Below are 20,591 nucleotides of genomic sequence, written 5' to 3' on the forward strand. Positions count from 1 at the left end.
AACCCTCTGGTTCGCTCTCGCATTGCTCTGCAAAGCCCGGCTTTTCTAGTCTCGGCTTCTATCCATGGGCGCATTGTCCCGCTATCCCTTGCAGCGATTTCGACACTTTCTCGACGCCGCCTTGCGTGACACCTAGCGCCATGTGTATATCGGTCCAGTAGTAATGAAATCCCCAAAATAGGAGGTCAAACGGGATACCTGCCCGGGTTTCTGTCGTGGAATAACCTTCGAATAAGGAATGCTCCTCCGAAAATTTTCAGTTATTCTGTCCAGGAGCTATATCAATTTGTCACTCGTGCATTGGTGTGGAAGTTTATCTAGTTGCTATTAGGGAAAACATGGAGCGTAATCCGATAATACTTGGGGTATTCGCAGCACTAATTGCATTGTTGCTCGTTAAGCTCGTTAAAGCCACGCTGGGCAGCCACCTTGCAAACTTCATGCTGGAAGTTGCATATAACCTTCCATGGTTGGCTGGTGGCTTTGTTGCTGGATACAAGGCAAAACTTACCCCGCTCAAAAATGGCGCGATCACCGGTGCGTTTTATGGGGGGCATTCTCTGTCTAATCGGAATGGCTCTGATTTCAACTCAAACGCATGGAGTGCAAGAGAAAATCTCGCAACTTGGCTTCTCCGCGTTGGCTGTTGTGAGGTTTTCTTTTATGTTCTCTTTGGCGTCCGCCTTTGGATATTTACAAAAGGCGACGCGAGCAGCTTTCTAACAGTACTCTAAACAACCACTCAGGATGGGGCTCGCTAAAGCCTGCTCCGTAGCTTAATCGTTAGGTATCACATGGAATCGTGGCGCTCTCTCACCCTCCAGCTAGCCATTTCTCTAGCTTATGCATCTATATTCCCTATCACCAATCTATTAGGTGGCGGCATCATGATGCTTGGGATAATTTTATCTATTCCTTTTCTACCTATTGGCTGGATAGTTGGCATGGCCTTCGTTCAAGCCTTTGGCTCCGAATCTGCATATTTACTAGGAGCTTTTATTGCGGTTGCAATTCAGGCCTTTCTGCTTATCCGTTGGCTTGCTGCCGGTAGAAAAAACGAGGCAAATACCTAACAAGCGGTTCAAACCGTTCGCTTCGCTCACTGGGACGGGCTAAAGCCGCTCCTTAACCAAACGTCATGAATCAAGAGAAAATTCAAGGAAGGACCACTGATGAATAAATTTCTAATTGCACTCGCCCTCGCGCTATTGCCGCAAATCACACTGGCAGCAAATCAATTAATTGAGGATGGGTTTAAAGCATTTAAAGACAAAGGCCCGACCGAAGCCTGGAATGTATGGGCCAAAGGTGGGCCACTCGAAGGCAGCAGAGAGTTACAGGCTCAATCCGCGCAGTTCGGACAAATATCCGCTTTTTATGGGGAGTTCGCAGGTTACGAATATGTTTCCGAAAAGGAAATTTCCCCATCTACAAAATCTATCTATGTAGTGATAAAAATGGATAAAGGGCCGTTGTTCGGGAAATTCATTACATACAAGAGGCCAGACAGTCAGTGGATTATCTCAAGTTTTAATTTCCATACCTATGCAGAGCAGGTATGGCCACCTTGTGTTTACTCAGTATGCAGTAACTAGCCTCATAATAATTGCTTCAAGTCGTTCGCTGTACAGGAAAAGGGGACAGATTTATTTATGGTGCAGCTCCACTGGTCTAAAAATTAATCTGTCCCCTTTTTTCTTTTCTACACGGCGGGAATGTCCTCACCCTGCAAAAGGTGCTCGGCCATGCCACCCTGGTAATGACCATGCGCTATGCCCATCTGGCGCCGGACTACCTCAAGGAAGCCATGGTGCTCGGACCGATCAGGGGTTTTCGACACTTATTCGACACTGACGCCGAACGCGAAAAAGAAGAACGCTAGAACCCGCGTCGTTCGGGGCTTCCAGCGGGGAAAATGGCGGAAGGCAGTGAGAGTCGAACTCACCCAGGAACGGATGCCGTCCCCCACCGGGTTTGAAGCCCGGCCACGCCACCGGGCGTGATTGCCTTCCTTATTGATTCACAAGGCTTTTATTGCCCTGCTGGATCAGCGTTCGCGGAAGTATCGAAGAAGTGTCGAAAGTCCCGACTGGGCCCGAACGACAACACATCCTGCATGTGTCCGGGGGCCAAGTGAGCGTAGCGCATCGTCATGCTCAACGAAGAATGCCCAAGAATCTTCTGAAGAGAAAGGATGCTGCCACCGTTGGCCATGAAGTGAGAGGCGAAGGTGTGCCGCAGTACGTGGGCTTCCTGTCCGGCCGGTAGTCGTAGCCCAGCCTTGTCGACCGCTTCATCGAAGGCGTTGCGGCAGTTGGTGAACAGGCCGTACGCCTTGAAGTGCTGGAGTATCCGCGCTTCCAGCTCGGGCGGTATCGGGATCGACCGGCGACGCTTGGGTTTGGTGTTGATGAAGTGCACCGCTCCACCCTTCACCCTGGACGGCACCCACCCCTGAGCCTCATTAGGATCAAAGCCGTAGAAAAAGGAGACGACGCCCCCCGATTGGCTGACCAGCCGACCGCGCAAACGCGCCAACCTGGGTGTGGTACTGGCTGGAGTGATAGGTATGGTCGTCACCCTTGGTGCGCTCACACTGCGGCCAGGCCTTCATGCAGAACACAGTCACGAACCTGGCCACGAACAGTCAGCAACCGAAGCCCAAGCCGGTTGCCGAGATTACCCGACCAGAGCCAACGCCCAGGAACGACTGGGACAAGATCGTGTAAGAGCAGGCAAGGCGAGACGCAATGTCTCGACAGCAACCTGAGCAACCCACCAGCTCAGACAGCCCAGCCACCAAGCAAACCGTATTCAACGATCAGAACTACACCCCGAAGGGCGCGATAAACCTTGTCGACGCGAGAGAGTGGGGCACCGCCGAGCCATACGAACAAACCCGAAAACGCCAGGAAGAACAGAAGATCATGGTGATCGGAGAGCAGAACAGGCCAGAGGATTGGATCTGCTCATACGTCGGGAAGGATGGAAGCCTAAGGCAGCGTGACTGTAAATCGCGGTATCAGTTGAATAACAGGAACTGACGTGGAGCAAGGGAAAGAGCCATCAAATGTCGAGCGGATTTATTGTGCTCGCCAGTCAGAAGCAGATTAGTCCTCCCCCTTTCCTTTCTGACGTTTGATTAAGGGGCGGGCTTTGGCCCGTCCCAGTGAGCGCAGCGAACGACTTGAACCATTTGTTAGCGGCTTAACCGTTTGATGGCAGTTGCTGTGCTGCTTGCTCCAATTTATCTGGCTGTGGATTTCCGTGCTCCACCCAGTCAAAACTAAAAACTCTCATTTGATCTTTTGCATATTCGGTTGCTTTTGCTCCCGTAAAACCGCTGCCAGGAAGGCCAGAATCTTGCTGGACCACCAAGATTGTGAGCGGCGGTAGTTCTTCGATAAGGCAGTAGGATTGAATTGGCTCTAGAAGCTTTCCGAGTCCAGCAGCGGGAACTCCGATTAACTTTGAAAGTATTCCATATGTTAGGGATTGGCGGTTCTTTGCAGCTAACGCCAATACAGCCCAGATTTGACTTGCTCTTTCTGATCTGGTCATGGAGTTTTCCTTAAACTGCTAATGTTTGGTTAAGGGGCCGGCTCTAGCCAGTCCCGAGTGAGCGAAGCGAACGACTTGAACCAGTTGTTAGGCTTCTGACATAGTGTTCTCATATTTGGTTGTGATTGCCTCAAGCCGCTGGATGACTTTGCGACTAAGGACTGTTTTGTAGTCAACCATTCCATGGATAACTTCGTTCCGAATTTTTCGTAGCTCACTTATCTCAGCTGCTTCTTCCGGTTCGAAGACACCTACTCGGACCATTTCGGATATAGCCATCAATGGTGGGCGGGGGCGGCCGCGAAGAGTGCTTAGTTTGTCCTGGTGCGTGTAACTAATAGCGGCAACAACTCTCTCGAAAGAAACCCAAGCTGCGAGAAATTCACCTAATAGTTGGTGTTGATCTTCAGCGGCAAATTCGAGCGTGGTTTCAAATAAATTTTCAAATAATAATTTTGCAAGTTCTGAGTAAATTTCTACCTTGTCTCTATCGACAGTTAGCCCGTTGCCTTGATGGTATAGCTGATTTCGTAAACGGTGAAACCATTCAATCTCACCTAAGTCTATGCCGGATAATTTTTCTGTTGCGTAAGCTTCAAGCGCGTCAAGTAATTTCGGAAAGCTTTCACTGAACTCCGCATATTCCTTTCGCGGCACATTAATTCCATTGATTCTTTTTGGAAGCCCTAGGTATGTCTTTATTGTTAACTCGATTGCGTTGTCAACGGCTAAAAGTGCGAGCCTTCGATTCTTGTCACTATCCTTCCTAAGAAGGGAGATTCCATGTTCAAGAATCTCTTTGGGGCCAGAGGCCCACGGTTGGCTAGCCATAATAGCGGACTCTACGTTTGGTTAAGGGGCAGGCTTTAACCCACCCCAGTGAGCGCAGCGAACGATTTTAACCCCTTGTTAGACGATCACTAATTTGTGTTGAATTGCATATTTCTTGCCTTCACTTTGTAAGTGAATGTCACCGTCGCGATCGCGTACAATATAGCCATTCTTTGCTATATCAGTCAGAATAATGTCTAGCATGATTCGAGACATGCCTACTCTGCGGACTAGGTCTTTGTAATAGGTAAAGTCTTCGCCGCGCTCAAAGTCACCAACGATGAACTCCATAATATCTCTGATAGGATCGCCTGCTTTTTCTGGTGGTATCTCACTTACAGGAGTGAATGGATTGTTGCCGATTTCTGGTTTCTTAAAGATTGGGGAGTTATGAAAGGTTCTAACTAATTCATCAAAACTGAATTCATAGTCATCATCTCGGGAGAAGTTTATAAAGAGCTTGGTTCTTAGGAATGTTGGTACATTGTGCGTACCAAATTGCCGTATGACAGGCAAAACCTTGTTGGAGTCAATGTTTGAAAGCAGGTCGGCCGTGATGATCATTTTTTCGTACCCAACGCCACCTACGCCTGAGTTCGCCTTCTCTACGTACTTGTCAGTGCAGATCATAACTACGTAGTCTGAGTCAGCCAGGTGAGTTTCCATGAAATGCGGAAGATCATCCCCAGGGCGCAACTCCCATTGATCAATTATTGCATCTACACCACTATTTCTTAACCGTGTGGCAAGATCTAGAACCCACTTTTTATGTTCTTGTGAGTCATGCGAGTAGGATATGAAAACTTTTGGGGCTGACATGTGATCCCTTCGTCTTGTCAAAAAGCATAACGATAAATTAGGCGACATTGCTGTCACATAACACCCCCAATAAGATCTGATAATCAACCATAAGTCGGCACAAGCCTTTGATTTATCGCGTATCAAAGGTGAGAAACACGACACGCTCAGGTTGGAAAAGCGACACCGATGACCTAAAGCACAGGGGCGTGATGGCCAGAAGCTAGCCATAGCCGCCGAACCTGTCTAGCTGGCGTGTCGAAAAAGTGTCGAAATCAACGGGCGACACAAGGCCGCAGTGGGCAGGAGGGAAGGGGCGAAAGCCCCGATTTTTCTAGCGTTGGGCTGGGAAGGGCAGTAGCGGGCAGTGGTTCAAACGGGTTCGACTCTCACTGCCTTCCGCCACTTTCAAGGCGCAGGTTCACTCCCTCGTTGCTCGCTACAGGAGCCTGATGATCCTGCGAGGGGGAGGGGCGGTACCTGGTAGCGGATGATTGCCGGCTCAGGCACGTTTCTCGCCTACGTAGGAGACCTCGTCGCGCAGCATGCGAAGGTCTACGGCATCCTGATTGAGGCGGTGGACGAGGCGGAGCATCTGCTGGCGCAGTACCTCGTCCCGGGTGTTCTCTGCGGCGCGCATCAGCGCGAATGCCGCGTCTTCATTGTTGCTTGCTATGGAGTCTAGCGACTTGCGTACGTTGCGGATCAAGGTGAAACCCTCGGTTTAGACGCGTGCAAGGTAGGCAATGAATGTTACTGAAATGTTGCAGCGCATCAGCGTCGGACGAGTGGACAGGCCGAGAAACGCGGCTATCGTCATATTTTTGCAATGTCGTAGAGGGAGATTGGAGTAGCACCCTGAGCACGTGGGTGCTGCTCATACCTACTAGGCAAGGCCAACCGCATGGTTGGCCTTTTTTTTACCCGACCTGCCGATCTGAACCCGTATACCGATGGAGGCAGCATGGATATCTCGATTGAAAAGGTTGAGAGCAAGGGGACCGAGCAATGGATCGTCTGTACAGGCTCGCTGAAGATGAGTTTCAACGATCAGCCGTCTGCAATGGCGTTCTCGAGCAAGCTGAAGGAACGGGTTGAAGCGCCCCACTCGCTGCCAGTGATCGAGTCCGAGGCGTTCGAGCAGGTGACCGAGTTGGACTGCATCATCTGATGAGCCGAGGGTTCTTGCGCTTCGGGCGGGTGTCGGACGCGCCAGGAGTCCTTGAGCAAAGGGGGCATCCCATCGAGCAGAGTCGCCTCTCACTGCCTTCGGCCGGCCTCGGCAACTGTGTCGATAGACGCTGATTCCTCCATGGCCTGTAACATCCGGCTGGTTCCCGAGCCCCAGTTGCTGATGACTTTGATGGCATCCGCCAACGGAATGTCGACGGGATGGACCCGGGCGCCGTCCATGACGTAGGTGGCACCGGCAAAGGGCGTGGGGATCGACGGGACGAAGATGGTGAAGCGTGAGTCGTCGAGTATCTCGATGATGAAGGCCGGAGCCAGTGATCCGTGGATCTCTACGAGGGCTGGTTTCCAGATGCTGTCCTTGTTCTGACCTGCCAGCTGGTGGCTGAGGCTGCGAAACAGGGTATAGCCCGGAATCTTCTCGATGATGGTGCTTTCCAGTCTGACTCTGGCCCTGTGGCCGAGTGTGGTGCGCATGGCCAGGCCAAGGAGGAAGCACAGGGTCAGGACCAGCAGCAGCGACAGAATCTGCTCGGCCGGCAGATCTTCCGGTAGCAGGTGGATGAGTGGGTGGATCAGCCGCTCGGTCGATTGCATGCCCTTGAGCAGAACGATGATCGCCAGATATACGGGGATGATGAGCAGCAAGCCTGCCAGTATGCATTTCCCTGCGAACACAAGCGCCTGCTTCATGGCTGCTCTCCTTCCGTTGGCTGGTTGCATGCTCAGATGCGGCTGCCGAGCTGGCGGCCGTATGAGGTGGATCGTTATTTCGCGGCCCGAATCGTGAGAAAAGGTACGCCCCCTGGAATGCCTTGTTGGGCCCGTACATGCGCCGGATGAGTGACGCATCGCGTTTGTTGTTACGGTGGGCTGAGGCATGCAGAGCTTAGTACATGCGGGTGTTTTGTCATGGCCGACGGGACCTGCCTGGCAGTGCTGAGCCGTTGTCCTTGAGCCGTTGCACGAACGGATCGATGGCGCGTCGTGCCCAGGTGCGTCTGCTAGCCTTTGGCGGTGCACTTCGCATGCCCGACACGCGGCACCGATGCCTGATGCAGCAGGCATTACTCTCACACCCATCGGCCCTTTGGGGCCTTTCAGGCAGGGACGCACGATGAACAGACACGCGTTTGCTGTGGTTTCTTTCCGTTGGTTGCTGGCGCTACTGCTCTGTCTGTCATCACTGGCAAGCGCCGCAGAGCCATTGCCGAGCTGGAAGGAGGGGCCTTCCAGGCAGGCGATCCTGCGGTTCGTCGACGCGGTGACCCGCGAAGGGGCGGAGGACTACGTGGCGCCTGCCGAGCGCATTGCCGTGTTCGATAACGACGGCACGCTGTGGAGCGAGCTGCCCATGTATTTCCAGGTGTTGTTCGCCTTCGACGAGGTCAGGCGCCTGGCACCTGAAAATCCCCAGTGGCAGACCACCCAGCCGTTCAAGGCTGTGCTGGAGGGGGATCGGAAAACCCTGAGCGAGAGTGGCATGCAGGGTGTCATGCAGATCGTCACGGCCACGCACACCGGTATCACCACTGCGGAGTTCTCTGCCAGGGCTCGCGCCTGGCTGGCCAGCGCCAGGCACCCTGAAAACGGCAGACGGTATACCGAGCTGGTCTTCCAGCCGATGCTGGAGCTGCTCGACTACCTGCGTGCGCATGGCTTCAAGACCTACATCGTGTCAGGCGGCGAGGTGACGTTCATCCGTGCCTTTGCCGATGAGGTCTATGGCATTCCGCCAGAACAGGTGATCGGCACTACCTTCGCTACGCAGTTTCAGGACCAGGGCGGCAAGTTGTCGATCCTGCGCCAGCCCAGGTTGTTGCACAACGATGATGGTCCCGGCAAACCGGTCAGCATCGAGCAGGTCATCGGGCGTCGGCCAATCCTGGCATTTGGCAATTCCGATGGGGATCTGCAGATGCTGCAGTGGACTGCGGAAGGTAACGGCCGGCGTCTGCTGGGCCTGGTCCATCACGCCGACGCTCGGCGGGAATGGGCTTATGACCGCGACTCGCATTTCGGCCATCTGGACAAGGCGCTGGATGAGGCGCGCCGCAGAGGCTGGACAGTCGTCGATATGGCTGGCGAATGGCGTCGTGTTCACCCTTTCGAGACATTGCAGCCCTGACGGCGGCGTTACCTCAGCCCCTGTACGCCATCGTTGCCTGGGTCGAAGCCGTCGCGCGCCATCCGCTCGGCGAATGCCTGACGGGCGGCTGCGCCAGTGAGCAGTTGCGTTTTCAGCAGCGCCAGGTCATCGGCTATCAGCCTCACCAGCCAGCCGCTTCCATAGCAGTCCAGGTTGATCAGGGCCGGGCGCCGGACGACTTCGGCGTTGCTGCTGTGCAGGATGCCGCTCAGCGGGCTGCGTGTGGAGGAGGCGGCCTTGGCGAACTCCACGACGCCGAAGCTGCGGTTCTGCTCGATGCGCTGACCGTCGCGCTTGGGCGTGAAGGCGAAGATCTGCCCGTATAGTGCGCAGCCATATGCGGTCAGGCCCAGAGTGAGGCAGCCATCCGCTTCTTCGCGCAGCCACAGGTTGTGCTCCGGGGCGTAGAGCAGATTGTCGGGAAAGGCCAGGCCGTGCAGGTTCATGGCGGTCCTCAGAGGGTCAGCACGCGATCGTATTCCAGAATCATCTGCGCCAGTTCACCGCCACTGGCGATCTCGTCCAGCTCGGGGATCAGGGCGTTCTCATCGATGACGACGCCCGGCGCACGGCACATCAGCACGCGCGCTCCCGCCAGTTTCGCTTGCTGGATGAAGAGGCGAATCGGCTCGCCCTGTTCGCTGGCGCGCAGGGTGTCGGCGACCGACTGCTGCGCGAGCTGCGCGGCTTCACCACTGAGGAACAGGGTGACCTCGGCGTCCATGCAGGCCAGCAGGGTGGCGGTGTGAAAGGGCGCGGCGCAGCGGGCCGGGGTGCTGGGGCCGCTGCTGACGATGATCAGCACACGTCGCACCGCACTCACAAGGGTTTCTCCAGTTGCACCAGGGCGACGCGGCTGCCATCCGGGGCGCGACGCTCGACGATGCCGACGGTGCGGTAGCCCATGCGGCTGTAGAGCAGCAGGCCGCCCGCGTTGGCATTGAAGCAGGACACCTTCATCAGCGGCACCTTGTAGTGTTCGCGGGCGATGCGCTCCATCACGCTGACCAGGTACTGCGCCACCCCCCGGCTGCGTGCCCAGGGCGCCACCATCAGGTTGCCCAGGGCGCAGAATTCGCCGTGTTGCCACTGGTAGAAGTTGGCGAAGCCGGCGATCCTGCCGTCCAGCTCCACGACGACACTGTCGCGGCGCTCGGCGATGGCGGCGGCGAGCTGGCCGACATCCAGCGGCCAGATGGCCTTGGGGTAGCAGAAGAACAGTTCATCGGCGTTCTGTGGAAAGCCGACCACGGTCTGGAGGTCGGCGGCCGTGGCGGGGCGGTGCTGCAGGTGGGCATTCACGCGCTGCGCTCCTCGTTCAGCGTGGTGGATATTGCGAGAGCACCTGGGTGACGGTGTCGCGGATCGCCCGTTCCCGCTCGGCGGGGCTCGGCGGCTGGTTGCGCATGATCTGCTCGCCGCTGCCGCGCCAGACCAGCTTGCCGTCGCGGGCGTCGTACAGGTCGATCTGCAGGGTGGCGACCTTGTAGTCGACGCGCCGGGTTTCGGTGAAGGCCGGGCCGCCCCAGTAGCCTCCCCAGTACCCGCCCCAGCCGCCCCCGTACTGGGTGGTGATCTGGTCCTGGCGCTCGTCGACGATCAGTACGCTCTGTACCTTCAGGTCGCCCCGGCCGGCGCTGGCCTGGCGCAGGCCTCGCTGCTCGAGCTGGTCGGCGACGGCCTGGCTGATGCGGGCCTCGGTGATGTCGCTCTTGAGGCGCGCGTCATCGGGTTGGTAGAGCAGTTTGGCGTCCTTCCAGCTCCAGCTGCGATAGGCGGAGAAGTCGCGGCCGGGGTCGAAGTCGTGCTCAAGGCTGACGCTGGCGCAGCCGCTCAGCAGCAGGGTGAGAAGCAGGTAGGGCAGGGCGCGCATGATGAGCTCCAGTGCGTTCGATCAATAGGGAGGGTAGCCGTCCAGCGCGGCCCGGATGGCCACGCGCATGGCCTCGGCCTGGGCGCTCTGGTCCTTGCCGGCGATGGCTTCGCCGCTGCCGGACCAGACCACCTGGCGGTCACGCGGGTCGATCAGTTCGATGCGTACCACGGCGACTTTCTGTTCGTAGGTGCGCACGATGGGCACGCTGCCCCAGGCACCGTAGTGGCGATCCCAGCGGCTGCCGGCACCGTAGTAGCCACCGACATCGTCGTAGTACTGGCGCTGGCGGGTTTCCTGGCTGATGCGGGCGCGCACCAGCAGATCGCCGGGGCCCTGCAGGGCGGGGCGCAGGCCGTACTGGTCGAGGCCGGCGCTGACGCTTTCGGCCAGTTGCTCGCCGCCCGGCGCGCGGCCGTCGAGCCAGCTCCAGCTGCGGTAGCGGCCGTAGTCGCGCTGGGCCGCCGGATAGGCGCTGTGGTCGAAGGTGCTGGCCGCACCTGGGGGCGCCGGCGGCATCGGCAGCGATTCGGCCTGGTACGGATTCGGGCTCTGGCAGGCCGCCAGCAGGGGCAGGACGAGTAAGGCTATGGCGGTGCGCATGGTCGTCTCCGTGGTCGCGCGCGGCATCTCCGATGAGGTTCAGGCTACGCCGCCCGGCCTGCTTCGTCCAACGTGCTCAGCGCGGTCGGCAGATCCAGTGCAGGTAGCGACCCAGGCCGGCGAAGGTGGGGTGGCGACGGTGCGCCAGCTCCATTTCCAGCAGGTCGACCAACTCGGCCTTGGCCTGGAACTCCTGCGGCATGTAGTCGTGGAACACGCGCACGCCGCTACGGCTTTCGACCTGCCAGTGCTGCTCGAGTTGCGTGGCCAGTTCGCGCGGGTCGACAGGGCGTTGCGGGGTCAGGCTCTGGCCTTCACCGGCGAAGCGCTCCTTGCGCAGCTTGCGGAAGTGCCCCTTGAGCAGGTTGCGGTAGATCAGCGCATCCTTGTTGTAGAAGGCCAGCGACAGCCAGCCGTTCTTCTCGGTCAGCTGGTGCAGTACCGGCAGGATGGCGGCCGGTTCGGCCAGCCATTCCAGTACGGCATGGCAGAGCACCAGGTCGTAGGGCTGCTGCAGCTGGCCGAGCAGTTCCTGCCAGGGGGCCTGGATGAAGGCGGCGCTCTGTCCGGCCTCGGCGAAGCGCTGGCGCGCGCCGATGAGCATCGGCTCGGCAGGTTCGGCGAGGGTGACGTCATGGCCGCGCTGGGCCAGCCACAGGCTCATGTGGCCGAGCCCGGCGCCAACGTCGAGCACGCGCAGCTTGCGCTCCGGCAAGGCTTCGGCCAGGTCGGCCTGGAGCACGGCCAGGCGGATCGCACCCTTGGCGCCGCCGTAGATCTTCTCGGCGAAGCGGGTGGCGAGTTCATCGAAGTGGCGGTCGCTCATTTGAGGAAGCGCCGTTCGTTGTCGGCGAGCTTGTCGAGCACCGCCTGATTCATGTCGAGGCCCAGTTCGCTGCACAGTTGCAGGAGATAGAGGACCACGTCGGCCACTTCCTGCCCTGCGTGGGCGAGCTGTTCAGGGGGCAGCTGGCGCGACTGTTCTTCGCTCAGCCATTGGAAGATCTCCACCAGTTCGGCCATTTCCACGCTGGCGGCCATGGCCAGGTTCTTCGGGCTCTGGTAACGACGCCAGTCGTTGTGATCGCGAATGGCGTGCATGCGGGCGGTGAGTTCGGGCAGGTTCATCGGCTGGCTCCTTTCGAGCCGCATAGCTTCGGCGCGAACGCCATGTGCTGCAAGCGGTGCGTGTAGCCCGCATGCAATCCGGGGCCTCGCTTCGGCAGCCTTCCCGGAGCATGTTCAGGCCTGGTGTCGATGCGCTGTTGCCGGCGATCACGCGTTGCCGCTGATCGTCGGCAAGCCGGCTCCTGCACCAAGCGTGTTTGCCGCCCTGGGTCAGCGTTCCAGCGGCTGCCAGCTCCCGGCCATGTGCGGCGTATCCTGCTCGCCGATCAGGTGGAACTGGCCAGCGGGTGCAGCTGCACTGGCTTGCAGGGCCACGTGGGTGGGCAGCAGGACCGGTTTCTGGAAGCGCACCTCGACTTCGTAGCCGGCCAGCGGCAGGTGCTCCTGCAGCGCTGCCAGGCTGCGCGCCTTGTTCCACAGCCCATGGGCGATGGCGCGAGGGAAGCCGAACAGCCGCGCGGTGACGGCGAACAGGTGAATCGGGTTGTAGTCGCCGGCCACGCGCGCATAGCGGCGGCCGGTGTCGGCAGGGGCGGACCAGTTGGCCAGTGGCGCCAGCTCCAGTGGCGTTCGTTCGGTACGCGGTTGCGCCTGGCCGTCGAGGCGCAGGGCGCGGCAGAGGATGCGGCTGTCGCCTTCCCAGAGCAGGCCGAGCTGGTCTTCCAGGCGGGTGATCAGGCTGAAGGTCGCGCCCTTGTCATGGGGTTGCAGATCGGCCACCTGCACGCTGACCTGGAACGGCCCCAGCCCGCCCAGCGGGCGCAACACGCGGATACGATTCTCCAGGTGCACCAGGCCCAGCAGCGGGAAGGGGAAGCGCCGGTCGGTGAGCAATTGCATCTGCAGGCCGAAGGCGAGCACATGCGGGTACACCGGCGGCAGGTAGGGGCTGTCATCGATGGCGCAGACCTGGCGATAGCGCGCCAGGTGCTGCGGGTCCACTTCCACGCGGCAGCGCAGGCCGAGATCGGGCAGCTGGCGGCCGGTCACCTTGCGCCGCAGGGCTGCGCGCAGGAACAGGCCGGGCAGGGCCGACGGGGTGTCGAGATCGAGCCAGTCGATGGCCATTGGGCGAACTCCTTGGCGAATGGATGGCAGCAGCTTAACCGCCGCTGACGCGCTGGCATTGGCTGTGCTGCCTGGCGTGCATGCCGGGCAGCCAATCCCTCTGCTGCGCGGTTTGCGCACGGCGGCCCGCTGCCCCTAAGATGGCGCCGTTCACGAATAACGCTCACTAATAAGAAGAACAGCAGGAATCATGCGTGATCTGACCGACGATGTGGCGCTGATGCGCCCGGTAATCGATGCCCTGCGCGCCAGCGGAACCGACCCCGACCGTGTGCTGGTACGGGTTGGCCTGCCCCCTGGCGGACTCCCGGCTGGCCGCTTCCCGCATGCCGCGCAGGCAGCGTTCTGGAAAGCCGCCAGCGAAGAGTGCGGCGAGGCGCATGTGGGATTGTTCCTGGCCGAGCATCTGCCGGCGTTCCATGGCCTGCTCCTGGAATACCTGTTCCTCTCCAGTGAAACCTTCGGCGCCGGTCTGCGCCATGCGCTGCGCTACGTGCGGCTGCTCTCCGATACCCTCAACGCCCATCTTGCCGTCGACGGCGAGATGGCGGTGCTGACACTCGGTGTCGAAGCCGATACCCCGCGGCACTTTCCGGAGATGCTCGCAGGCGCGGTGATCCGCCTGTTCGCCGCCTTGACCGAAAACGACTTTCGTCCACGTGAGGTGCGCTTCATGCACGCCGAGGGCGCGCCGGCCGAGCGCTACCAGGCGGTCTATGGTTGCCCGGTACGGCTGGGGGCCGAGGACTGCGCGCTGCTGTTCGACGCCGCGGTGCTGGACAAGGCCTCGCGCCATGCCGCCCCGGAACTGCTGCGCATGCACGAATCCCTGGCGCGGCGGCAGCTGGCCGAGGTGGAGCGCCTGGACCTGGTGCGCCAGGTACGCGAGCTGATCGCCGAGCTGCTGGTCGACGGTGGCGCGACGCTGGAACAGGTGGCCGGCCGCCTCAACATGCCGGCCCGACGCTTGCGTGAGCGCCTGGCGATGGCCGGCGTGCGCTTCAACGACCTGATCACCGATTACCGCTGCCGGCTGGCCAAGGACCTGCTGCTCAAGACCGACGAGCGTATCGAGGTGATCGTCGAGCGCACCGGCTTTTCCGAGCCGAGCACCTTCTACCGTGCGTTCAAGCGCTGGGTGGGGGAGACCCCGGTGGAGTTCCGCAAACGCGGCAAGGCGTGACGCGGGAAGTGGCCGGCGCTTGAGTGGCGACGGTCGCCGCCCATCCCTGCCTCGCTGCACGCTTCTGTCGTAGTGCACCGAACCCCGACGCGCTCCTGATTGCAGGCTACGCGCCGGGTCGTTGCGGCTAGGCCCCGAGCAGGCTCTGTCCGCACACCCGCAGCACCTGCGCGGTGACTGCGCCGGAACCGGGCTGGGCGAACCAGGCCACGGCCTCGGCGACATCTTGTGGCAGGCCGCCCTGGCTCATCGAGTTCATGCGGCGCCCGGCTTCGCGGATGCCCAGCGGAATGGCGGCGGTCATCTGGGTCTCGATGAAACCCGGCGCCACTGCGTTGATGCTGATGCCTTTCTTGCCCAGTGCCGGCGCCCAGGCCTGGGCGAGGCCGATGACCCCGGCCTTGCTCACGGCGTAGTTGGTCTGGCCCATGTTGCCGGCGATGCCGCTGATCGAGGCGATCAGCACCACGCGGCCGTTGTCGTGCAGCTTGTCGGCGTCCAGCAGCGCCTGAGTCAGTACCTGCGGCGCCTTGAGGTTGACGTCGATCACCGAGTTCCAGAACGCATCGCTCATCTTCGCCAGGGTCTTGTCGCGGGTGATGCCGGCGTTGTGCACGACGATATCCAGCCCCTCGGGCAGGGCGTCGACCAGACGCTGTGGCGCGTCCTCGGCACAGATGTCCAGGGTCACGGCCCGGCCGCCCAGGCGCGCGGACAGGGCCTGCAGCGCATCGGCCGCCTGCGGGACATCGAGCAGCACGACCTCGGCCCCATCGCGGGCGAGCACCTCGGCGATGGCGGCACCGATACCGCGTGAGGCGCCGGTGACCAGGGCCTTCTTGCCGGCCAGCGGCCGTGTCCAGTCCTTCACCTGTTCAGCGCAGGCGCCCAGGCGCAGCACCTGGCCGGAGACGTAGGCGCTCTTCGGCGACAGGAAGAAGCGCAGCGCGCCTTCCAGTTGCTGGTCGCCGCCCTTGCCGACATAGAGCAGCTGCACGCTGCCGCCACGACGGATTTCCTTGCCCAGCGAGCGGGTGAAGCCTTCCAGCGAGCGTTGCACGCTGGCGGCGATGGGGTCTTTGATCGACTCGGGTGCGCGCCCCAGCACCACCACACGGGGGCTGTTGGCCAGGCCCTTGAAGGTCGGCTGGAAGAAATCACGCAGTTCGATCAGCTGCTCGAAACGGGTCAGGTGGCTGGCGTCGAACACCAGGGCCTTGAGCCTGGGGCCGTGCTCGGCGGTCCAGCGCGGCAGCTCCAGCTGGCCCTCGCGCGCGGCGAACAGCTGGTCGGTGAGCTTGTTGGCGAACGGCAGTACGCTCTTCAGCAGGTCACCCTCGCCCCCGAACAGCAGGGCGCCGTCCACCGGTCTGACTCGGCCGGCCATCCAGCGCTCCAGGCGTACCGGGGCCGGCAGGCCGAGTGCGCCGACCAGGCGACGGCCAGTGGAGGAGTTGGCGAAGGCGAGGTAACGGTCGGACATGAAAGACTCCTGCGGACGAATCGGAAGTGCTGCCACTGTACGCGGCAGTCGGCAAAGCGCAATTGACTCTGTTGCCTCATGTGCCGGCAAGGCGGCCAATGTTCGCAACGGCGCGAGGTTTAGCCTGTGCGGCCAGAAGGCTAAAGTGTAAACCTGACATTCTCCGGGGGCCGGCTGACGCGCAGTCGCTCGTCTCTTCGCTCTCTCGACCAGCAAGGAGTCCTCATGACCCAGTTGCGCCGGGTCGCCATCGTAGGCGGCAACCGTATTCCGTTCGCCCGTTCCAACACCCTCTACGCCCGGGCGAGCAACCAGGAGATGCTGACCAGCGCCCTCGAGGGCTTGGTCGAGCGTTTCAACCTGCACGGCGAGCGCCTCGGCGAAGTGGTCGCCGGTGCGGTGCTCAAGCATTCGCGTGACTTCAACCTGACCCGCGAGTGCGTGCTGGGCTCGCGCCTGGCGCCGGAAACCCCGGCCTACGACCTGCAGCAGGCCTGCGGAACCGGCCTCGAAGCGGCGATTCTGGTGGCCAACAAGATCGCCCTCGGGCAGATCGACTGCGGTATCGCCGGTGGCGTCGACACCACCTCCGATGCCCCCATCGGCGTCAACGAAGGGCTGCGCCAGATTCTGCTGGAGGCCAATCGTGGCAAGAGCACCGGCGACAAGATCAAGAGCCTGCTGAAGATTCGTCCGCGCCACCTCGCGCCGCATATTCCGCGCAATGGCGAGCCGCGTACCGGGCTGTCGATGGGCGAGCACTGCGAGCTGATGGCGCAGCGCTGGGCCATCCCCCGTGACGAGCAGGACCAGCTGGCGCTGGCCAGTCACCAGAAGCTGGCGGCGGCCTACGCCGAGGGCTGGCAGGACGATCTGATGACGCCGTTCCTGGGCCTGACCCGCGACCAGAACCTGCGCCCGGACATCAGCGCGGAGAAGCTCGCGACGCTCAAGCCCTGCTTCGAACGCGGTCCGCGTGGCACCCTGACGCCGGCCAACTCCACACCGTTGACCGATGGCGCTTCGGTGGTACTGCTGGCCAGTGAAGAGTGGGCCAAGGCCCGTGGCCTGCCGGTGCTCGCTTACCTGCGCGACGGCGAGGCGGCAGCGGTGGATTTCGTCCAGGGCAAGGAGGGGTTGCTGATGGCGCCGGTCTACGCCGTGCCGCGCCTGCTGGCGCGCAACGGCCTGACCCTGCAGGACTTCGACTACTACGAGATTCACGAGGCGTTCGCCGCCCAGGTGCTGTGCACGCTCAAGGCCTGGGAGGATGCCGAATACTGCAAGGAGCGCCTGGGGCTGGAGGCCGCGCTGGGCTCCATCGACCGCAGCAAGATGAACGTCAAGGGCAGTTCGCTCGCCGCCGGACACCCGTTCGCCGCGACGGGCGGGCGCATCGTCGCCAACCTGGCCAAGCTGCTGGCGGCGGCCGGCGAGGGGCGCGGGCTGATCTCCATCTGCGCTGCAGGCGGTCAAGGTGTGACCGCAATCCTCGAACGGTAATCCAATACGGGTGGCCACAAGTCATCGTGGTCACGCGATGTAAGCAACTCCGTGATTCGGGCGGCCCGCGTAGCGCGTGGCCGCCCTTTTTTTCGCCCTGCTGCAGCGCTCAGCCCGGCGCGAAGCCGTAAAGCCTTGCGGGTGCAGGGCTGCAGCGTCGCGCCCTAGCCGCGCGCGCGATGGTGCTCCAGCAGCGCTTCGATCGGGTGGCGCAGGCGCTGCTGGCGCAGGCGCTGGGTCTGGCTTCGGCAGGAGTAGCCGGTGGCCAGTGCTTCGCCGGCGTCCTCACGAGCCAGGGCCGGCTCCCAGGACTGGGCGAAGATCGCCCGTGACGTCTCCAGGTTGCGCGCCTCGTGCCCGTAGGTGCCGGACATGCCGCAGCAGCCGGTGGCCTGTGTCGCCAGTTGCAGGCCTGCCTGGCGGAACACCTGGCCCCACAGGGCCGTGGCAGCGGTGGCGTTGGTCTTCTCGGTGCAGTGTGCCAGCAGCCGGTAGCTGCCGCTCGGCGCCTCGGCGTCGCTGCTCGGCAGCACCTCGGCCAGCCATTCCTGCGGCAGCAGCACCGCTGGGCAGTCGAGGCCGTCGAGCTTGGCGTATTCCTGGCGGTAGACCAGGGTCATGGCCGGGTCCAGGCCCACTAGCGGAATGCCGAAGTTCGCCAGTGCCTGCAGGCGCCGGGCATTGCGCCGGGCGGTGCGGGCGAAGGCACCGAGGAAGCCCTGAACGTGCAGCGGCTTGCCGTTGGCCGAGTAGGGCGCCAGCAGTACCCGATAGCCGAGGCGGCTGGCCAGTTCGATGAAGGCGGCGAACACCGGTGTCTCGAAGTAGCGGGTGAAGGCGTCCTGCACCAGGATCAGGCTTCTGGCGCGCAGGCTCTCGTCCAGTTCGGCCAGGCGCTTTGGCGTCGCCGTCTGCACGGCGAAGCGCCGGCAGGTGGCGCGAAAGTCGAAGTCGCTGAGCGTCGGGCTGTCGACCATGCCCAGGCGTTCGGCCAGCAGCGTATTGACCAGGCGCGAGCCCATCGGCGCGTTGTACAGCCAGGGCAGGTGGGCCAGCAGCGGCAGGCTGAACTCCAGCGAGCCGATCAGGTAGTCGCGCAGCGGGCGCAGGTAGCGGCGGTGGTAGAGCTCGAGGAAGCGCGAGCGGAACTCCGGCACGTTGACCTTGATCGGGCATTGCCCCGCGCAGGACTTGCACGCCAGACAGCCGGCCATGGCGTCGTAGACCTCGTGGGAGAAGTCGTCGCCACCCTGGCGGCTGTTGCGCCAGCGTTCGGGCAGCGTGCGCAGGAACTGCAACGGGCCGCTGGCGACCGGAGCCAGTACGTCGACGCCGGCCAGGCCCTGCAGGCGCAGCCATTCGCGAATCAACGAGGCGCGGCCCTTGGGCGATTGCACGCGCTCGCGGGTGGCCTTCCAGGATGGGCACATGGCGTCGTTGGGGTCGAAGTTGTAGCAGGCGCCGTTGCCGTTGCAGTGCACGGCGCTGCCGTAGCTCTGCCACACGCGCTCGTCGATCTGCCGGTCCAGGTCGCCGCGCATCACCACTTCGTCGATCTTCAGCAGGGCTTCGTCACTGCCCAGGGGCGTGGCGATCTTGCCCGGGTTGAGCTGGTTGTGCGGGTCGCAGGCGTGCTTCAGCGCCTGCAGCGACGGGTACAGCTCGCCGAAGAAGGCCGGCGCGTATTCCGAGCGCACCCCCTTGCCGTGCTCGCCCCAGAGCAGCCCGCCGTAGCGCTGGGTCAGCTCCGCCACGGCGTCGGAGATCGGCCGTACCATGGCCGCCTGGGCCGGGTCCTTCATGTCCAGTGCCGGGCGCACGTGCAGCACGCCGGCATCGACGTGGCCGAACATGCCGTAGGCCAGGCCGTGGCCGTCGAGCAGAGCTCGGAACTCGGCGATGAACTCGGCGAGATGCTCCGGCGGCACGGCGGTGTCTTCGACGAACGGCTGCGGGCGCACCTCGCCCTCGACGTTGCCGAGCAGGCCCACCGCGCGCTTGCGCATGGCGTACACGCGGGTCACGGCGGCGCGGCCTGTCGCCAGGGTGTGGCCCAGGCGCTGCACGCTGCTGTCGTGCTGCAGGTGCCGGGCGAAGGCGGCGACGCGGGCGTCGACTTCCTCCGGCTCATCGCCGCTGAATTCCACCAGGTTGATGCCCAGGGTCGGGACGTCCGGATTCTGCGGGAAGTACTCGGCCACGCCATGCCAGACGATGTCCTGCATGGCCAGCAGGAGCACCTTGGAGTCCACCGTCTCGATCGACAGCGGCTGATGTTCGAGCAGCGCGCGGGCATCGCGCAGGGCGTCCATGAAGCTGGCGTAGCGCACGTTGACCAGCACCGAGTAGCGCGGGATCGGCAGTACGTTGAGCTTGGCCTCGACGATCAGCCCCAGCGAGCCTTCGGCGCCACACAGCACGCTGTTGAGGTTGAAGCGTCCGTCGGCCTCGCGCAGGTGCGCCAGGTCGTAGCCGGTCAGGCAGCGGTTGAGCTTGGGAAAGCGCGCCTCGATCAGCTCGGCCTTCTCGCGCTGGATGGCCTCGGCGCAGCGGTACAGCTCGCCGACCCGGTCCTGGCGCGCCAGCTGCTGGGCCAGTTGCTCGTCGTCCAGTGCGGCACTGCGCAGGCGCTCGCCGCCGAGCAGCACGCTGTCGAGTTCGAGCACATGGTCGCGGGTCTTGCCGTAGGTGCAGCTGCCCTGGCCGCTGGCGTCGGTGTTGATCATGCCGCCGATGGTGGCGCGGTTGGAGGTGGACAGCTCCGGGGCGAAGAACAGGCCGTGCGGCTCGAGGGCGGCGTTGAGCTGGTCCTTGACCACGCCGCTCTGCACCCGCACCCAGCGCCCTGCAGGGTCGATCTCGAGAATCCGGTTGAGGTGCCGCGACAGGTCCACCACCACGCCGTCGGTCAACGACTGGCCGTTGGTGCCGGTGCCGCCGCCGCGTGGCGTCAGGCGCACGCTGCGATGGGCCGGTTCGGCGGCGACACGGGCCAGGACCTGCACGTCTTCCGCATCCAGCGGGAACACCGCCGACTGCGGCAGGCGCTGGTAGATCGAGTTGTCGGTGGCCAGTACCGTGCGGCTGGCGTGATCGCGGGCGATCTCGCCGCGGAAGCCGGCGCTGCGCAGGGCGTCGAGAAAGGCCAGGTAGGGGGCCGCCGGTGCGGCGGGCGTGGGGATGCGGGCAATCATGGTCGGTTCTCGGCAGATGGCCGTTC

Annotated in this window: 22 protein-coding genes, 1 tRNA gene and 1 pseudogene; 7 read left to right on the forward strand and 17 right to left on the reverse strand. The window is 62.1% G+C overall.

Annotation, left to right across the window (positions count from 1 at the left end; genetic code table 11):
* Positions 1-305 precede the first annotated feature (305 nt).
* The 3 genes from E4487_RS19075 (at position 306) to E4487_RS19085 (ending at position 1,595) form a co-directional block, all read left to right on the forward strand.
* Positions 306-734: a hypothetical protein gene (locus tag E4487_RS19075; RefSeq protein WP_175254126.1), complete on the forward strand. Its 429-nt coding sequence runs from the start codon at positions 306-308 to the stop codon at positions 732-734.
* A gap of 60 nt (positions 735-794) precedes the next feature.
* Positions 795-1,073 carry a hypothetical protein gene (locus E4487_RS19080; protein WP_134678088.1) on the forward strand — a complete coding sequence of 93 codons (279 nt, stop codon included), beginning with the start codon at positions 795-797 and terminating at the stop codon, positions 1,071-1,073.
* A gap of 99 nt (positions 1,074-1,172) precedes the next feature.
* Positions 1,173-1,595, forward strand: a complete 423-nt coding sequence (locus E4487_RS19085) for a hypothetical protein (RefSeq protein WP_134678089.1) — start codon at positions 1,173-1,175, stop codon at positions 1,593-1,595.
* Positions 1,596-1,916: 321 nt separating this feature from the next.
* Here the strand turns inward: E4487_RS19085 and E4487_RS19095 are convergent.
* The 6 genes and pseudogenes from E4487_RS19095 to E4487_RS19120 all read right to left on the reverse strand — a co-directional run bounded on the left by E4487_RS19095 (position 1,917) and on the right by E4487_RS19120 (position 5,899).
* Positions 1,917-2,012 (reverse strand) — tRNA-Sec (locus E4487_RS19095).
* Positions 2,013-2,031: 19 nt separating this feature from the next.
* A pseudogene (locus E4487_RS19100) lies at positions 2,032-2,463 on the reverse strand (tyrosine-type recombinase/integrase); the annotation flags it as partial.
* A gap of 744 nt (positions 2,464-3,207) precedes the next feature.
* On the reverse strand, positions 3,208-3,561 hold the full coding sequence (locus tag E4487_RS19105) for a hypothetical protein (RefSeq protein ID WP_134678093.1): 354 nt from the start codon (positions 3,559-3,561) through the stop codon (positions 3,208-3,210).
* Between the two features lie 87 nt (positions 3,562-3,648).
* On the reverse strand, positions 3,649-4,392 hold the full coding sequence (locus E4487_RS19110) for a hypothetical protein (RefSeq protein ID WP_134678092.1): 744 nt from the start codon (positions 4,390-4,392) through the stop codon (positions 3,649-3,651).
* Positions 4,393-4,470: 78 nt separating this feature from the next.
* Positions 4,471-5,211, reverse strand: a complete 741-nt coding sequence (locus E4487_RS19115; protein WP_134678091.1) for a toll/interleukin-1 receptor domain-containing protein — start codon at positions 5,209-5,211, stop codon at positions 4,471-4,473.
* Between the two features lie 481 nt (positions 5,212-5,692).
* Positions 5,693-5,899 (reverse strand): hypothetical protein, encoded by a 207-nt coding sequence (locus E4487_RS19120; protein WP_080757014.1) that lies wholly within the window; start codon positions 5,897-5,899, stop codon positions 5,693-5,695.
* 255 nt (positions 5,900-6,154) lie between these two features.
* On the opposite strand from E4487_RS19120, the gene E4487_RS19125 reads away from it, so the two are divergent.
* Complete coding sequence (locus tag E4487_RS19125) at positions 6,155-6,361, forward strand: hypothetical protein (RefSeq protein ID WP_134678095.1); 207 nt, start codon at positions 6,155-6,157, stop codon at positions 6,359-6,361.
* A gap of 89 nt (positions 6,362-6,450) precedes the next feature.
* Here E4487_RS19125 and E4487_RS19130 read toward each other — a convergent pair whose 3' ends face one another.
* Positions 6,451-7,074, reverse strand: a complete 624-nt coding sequence (locus E4487_RS19130; protein WP_134678096.1) for a DUF502 domain-containing protein — start codon at positions 7,072-7,074, stop codon at positions 6,451-6,453.
* Positions 7,075-7,498: 424 nt separating this feature from the next.
* Between E4487_RS19130 and E4487_RS19135 the strand changes: the two genes are divergently transcribed.
* Positions 7,499-8,509, forward strand: coding sequence for an HAD family phosphatase (locus E4487_RS19135; RefSeq protein WP_175254127.1), 1,011 nt, complete (start codon positions 7,499-7,501; stop codon positions 8,507-8,509).
* 8 nt (positions 8,510-8,517) lie between these two features.
* Here the strand turns inward: E4487_RS19135 and E4487_RS19140 are convergent, their stop codons facing one another.
* The 8 genes from E4487_RS19140 to E4487_RS19175 all read right to left on the reverse strand — a co-directional run bounded on the left by E4487_RS19140 (position 8,518) and on the right by E4487_RS19175 (position 13,202).
* Positions 8,518-8,976, reverse strand: coding sequence for a glycine cleavage system protein H (locus tag E4487_RS19140; RefSeq protein ID WP_175254128.1), 459 nt, complete (start codon positions 8,974-8,976; stop codon positions 8,518-8,520).
* 8 nt (positions 8,977-8,984) lie between these two features.
* Complete coding sequence (locus E4487_RS19145) at positions 8,985-9,353, reverse strand: DsrE family protein (protein ID WP_175254129.1); 369 nt, start codon at positions 9,351-9,353, stop codon at positions 8,985-8,987.
* The gene (locus E4487_RS19150; protein WP_037046141.1) at positions 9,350-9,832 is read right to left on the reverse strand and encodes a GNAT family N-acetyltransferase; all 483 of its coding nucleotides are present in this window, start codon (positions 9,830-9,832) and stop codon (positions 9,350-9,352) included. The genes E4487_RS19145 and E4487_RS19150 overlap by 4 nt, the downstream gene beginning before the upstream one ends.
* A gap of 16 nt (positions 9,833-9,848) precedes the next feature.
* Positions 9,849-10,403 carry a DUF4136 domain-containing protein gene (locus E4487_RS19155; protein WP_175254130.1) on the reverse strand — a complete coding sequence of 185 codons (555 nt, stop codon included), beginning with the start codon at positions 10,401-10,403 and terminating at the stop codon, positions 9,849-9,851.
* Between the two features lie 21 nt (positions 10,404-10,424).
* Positions 10,425-11,006, reverse strand: a complete 582-nt coding sequence (locus E4487_RS19160) for a DUF4136 domain-containing protein (protein WP_037046143.1) — start codon at positions 11,004-11,006, stop codon at positions 10,425-10,427.
* Positions 11,007-11,082: 76 nt separating this feature from the next.
* A complete protein-coding gene (locus E4487_RS19165) occupies positions 11,083-11,832 on the reverse strand; it encodes a methyltransferase domain-containing protein (protein WP_175254131.1) in 750 nt (249 codons plus the stop codon).
* Positions 11,829-12,134, reverse strand: a complete 306-nt coding sequence (locus E4487_RS19170; RefSeq protein WP_037046147.1) for a nucleotide pyrophosphohydrolase — start codon at positions 12,132-12,134, stop codon at positions 11,829-11,831. The genes E4487_RS19165 and E4487_RS19170 overlap by 4 nt, the downstream gene beginning before the upstream one ends.
* A 210-nt stretch (positions 12,135-12,344) precedes the next feature.
* Positions 12,345-13,202 (reverse strand): MaoC family dehydratase, encoded by an 858-nt coding sequence (locus E4487_RS19175; protein ID WP_175254132.1) that lies wholly within the window; start codon positions 13,200-13,202, stop codon positions 12,345-12,347.
* Between the two features lie 190 nt (positions 13,203-13,392).
* On the opposite strand from E4487_RS19175, the gene E4487_RS19180 reads away from it, so the two are divergent.
* The gene (locus E4487_RS19180) at positions 13,393-14,385 is read left to right on the forward strand and encodes an AraC family transcriptional regulator (RefSeq protein ID WP_152487848.1); all 993 of its coding nucleotides are present in this window, start codon (positions 13,393-13,395) and stop codon (positions 14,383-14,385) included.
* A gap of 127 nt (positions 14,386-14,512) precedes the next feature.
* Here the strand turns inward: E4487_RS19180 and E4487_RS19185 are convergent, their stop codons facing one another.
* On the reverse strand, positions 14,513-15,868 hold the full coding sequence (locus tag E4487_RS19185; protein WP_175254133.1) for a 3-oxoacyl-ACP reductase: 1,356 nt from the start codon (positions 15,866-15,868) through the stop codon (positions 14,513-14,515).
* Positions 15,869-16,093: 225 nt separating this feature from the next.
* Here E4487_RS19185 and E4487_RS19190 point away from each other — a divergent pair, with 225 nt between their 5' ends.
* Entirely contained in the window at positions 16,094-17,371 is a 1,278-nt protein-coding gene (locus E4487_RS19190) for an acetyl-CoA C-acetyltransferase (RefSeq protein ID WP_134676947.1), read from the forward strand.
* 164 nt (positions 17,372-17,535) lie between these two features.
* Here the strand turns inward: E4487_RS19190 and E4487_RS19195 are convergent, their stop codons facing one another.
* Complete coding sequence (locus tag E4487_RS19195) at positions 17,536-20,565, reverse strand: FAD-binding and (Fe-S)-binding domain-containing protein (protein WP_175254134.1); 3,030 nt, start codon at positions 20,563-20,565, stop codon at positions 17,536-17,538.
* Positions 20,566-20,591: the final 26 nt, after the last annotated feature.

Source organism: Pseudomonas sp. BMW13, assembly GCF_013357275.1.
In the GTDB taxonomy this organism is placed as follows: Bacteria; Pseudomonadota; Gammaproteobacteria; order Pseudomonadales; family Pseudomonadaceae; genus Aquipseudomonas; species Aquipseudomonas khazarica.